At 44.6% G+C, this 2,100-nt stretch carries 3 protein-coding genes; all 3 read left to right on the forward strand.

Features of this window, described 5'->3' with window-relative positions; translation table 11 throughout:
• Positions 1 to 117 precede the first annotated feature (117 nt).
• Positions 118 to 324, forward strand: a complete 207-nt coding sequence (locus tag PKO02S_RS34080) for a phage integrase N-terminal SAM-like domain-containing protein (protein WP_218033995.1) — start codon at positions 118 to 120, stop codon at positions 322 to 324.
• Between the two features lie 134 nt (positions 325 to 458).
• Positions 459 to 998 carry a tyrosine-type recombinase/integrase gene (locus tag PKO02S_RS33030; RefSeq protein ID WP_218033996.1) on the forward strand — a complete coding sequence of 180 codons (540 nt, stop codon included), beginning with the start codon at positions 459 to 461 and terminating at the stop codon, positions 996 to 998.
• On the forward strand, positions 991 to 2,100 hold a 1,110-nt coding region (locus PKO02S_RS31920; protein ID WP_127589314.1), incomplete at its 3' end, for an IS91 family transposase. The genes PKO02S_RS33030 and PKO02S_RS31920, both read left to right, overlap by 8 nt.

A 2,100-nucleotide genomic window follows, 5' to 3' on the forward strand; every position in this document is an offset into this window, starting at 1 on the left:
TTAAACCCATAAACCCAACAGCTTGGTGTTCTGTTTATTCCTTTTCATTAAACCTTCTCCTGTCTTAAAATGACCATGCAGTTTTTACTGCTAAATCATTTCAAGGAGAAATCATCCATGGATAACAATGAACAAGTTTTGTCTCGGTTAAGAGAAGACATCCTGCTTCGAGGATTGTCAAAGAACACACTGGATAGCTATACACTGAATGCGCGCATTTTTTTGACGTACTGTAATCGTCCGGTGCACGAACTTGATGTAGAGGACATTCGTAAGTTCTTGCAATACTTGATTCATGAAAAAAATCTTCACCTGGAACCGTAAATACGTACAGTGCAGCCATCCGGTTTCTCTTTGCCGTCACGTTAAACCGTACACTGAATTATCTTCAGATTCCACGCCAGAAAAAGCGTAAGGCCCTCCCCGAAGTACTGACCAGAGAAGAAATATCGGCCATTATGACCGGTTGCGACAACATCAAGCACAAGGCAATGCTCATGTTAGCCTACAGCTCGGGTCTACGTGTTAGTGAAGTAGCAGCGCTCAAAATCCAGCAGATCGATTCCAAAACCATGCGGGTGTTTGTTGAATGCGGCAAAGGCGGCAAGGATCGGTTCACTTTACTTTCAGAAGCTTGCCTCCATGTGTTGCGTGAATATTGGAAAGTGTATCGTCCACAACATCCGGAAGGTTGGCTTTTCCTCGGTACGTATAAGGTAACTCATATTACTTCCGCCGGCATCAAGGATGCCTTCAACAGAGCGGTGAATCGAACGAATATTACCAAAGACGTGTCCGTCCACACGTTGAGGCATTCCTTTACCACTCATTTACTTGAAGATGGTGCCACACTATTACAGATAAAAGAATTGCTTGGTCATTCGAATATTCAGTCTACGACGATTTACCTGCACTTGGCCAATGTTATTTCAGGTGTGAAGAGCCCGCTGGATCATTCACCAACGATGACGATTACATTGGACGCTTCCCATGGTTGAGTTACAGGATATTTTTGCAGCGTATGGTCAAGCCTATCGGCTCAATCACTCCCTTTGGCTCAATCAGTTGAAAGTCATGCGTGCGATTGAAAGCTGTAGAACGGCATCTTTGGGCGGGCATGTGGATGCGTGCGACACCTGCGAGTTCACACGCATTTCTTACAACTCCTGCCGGAATCGTCATTGTCCCAAGTGCCAAACGTTAAATAAGGAACGCTGGATTGAAGCCAGAAAAGATGACTTGCTCAACGTTGGCTATTTTCATGTGGTGTTTACCCTTCCGGATCTATTAAATCCGGTGGCTTATCAAAATCAACGGATCGTTTATGATCTGCTATTTAAGGCCGCTGCCGAAACATTATCCGAGCTTTCGGCTGACGAGAAGTATTTGGGCGCGCAAATTGGCTTCACCTCGATTCTCCATACATGGGGACAAAACCTGACGCATCATCCGCATCTACACTGTATTGTCCCAGGCGGAGGTTTGAATGCATCTGGCAAGTGGGTTCACTCCAGAAAAAAGTTCTTTATCCCAGTAAAGGTGCTATCCCGTAAATTCAGAGGGAAGTTTTTATATTATCTGAAGCAGGCAAAACTTGACTATTATGGTTCTATTGCAAACCTGAAAGATCAGGAGCGATTCAATGAGCTGATGTCAACGCTGTATCAAAGAGAATGGGTCGTTTACTGTAACCCTCCCTTTAAAAACGCGGGCTTTGTCGTTGAATACCTGGGGAGATATACGCACCGCGTTGCCATTTCCAATAACCGTATCATGACACTTGAGAACGGTATGGTGACTTTCAAGTGGCGTGACTACAAGGACAGCAACAAACAAAAAGAGATGAAGGTAACCGTCGAAGAATTTATACGCCGTTTTCTGATTCATGTATTGCCAAATGGGTTTACGAGAATCCGGCATTATGGTTTGCTCAGCCCGAGAAATAAAGCTACAAAATTGAAACTTTGCAAGAAGCTCACGAAAACACAGCTGAAAGATCTGCCCAGAACAAAAATCTCCGTGCTGGATTTGCTGAAGAAGTTGACAGGTAAAGATGCTACCCTTTGCCCTTGCTGTGGTGTTGGCAAACTTAGTCGGGCC

Origin of the sequence: Paenibacillus koleovorans NBRC 103111, from assembly GCF_004000845.1 — a bacterium.
Taxonomy (GTDB): domain Bacteria; phylum Bacillota; class Bacilli; order Paenibacillales; family NBRC-103111; genus Paenibacillus_AA; species Paenibacillus_AA koleovorans.

What these genes read in the sequence shown, in the direction of transcription:
- PKO02S_RS34080 (WP_218033995.1), top strand. Translation starts at nt 118, where the DNA reads ATGGATAACAATGAACAAGTTTTGTCTCGGTTAAGAGAAGACATCCTG.
- PKO02S_RS33030 (WP_218033996.1), top strand. Translation starts at nt 459, where the DNA reads ATGACCGGTTGCGACAACATCAAGCACAAGGCAATGCTCATGTTAGCC.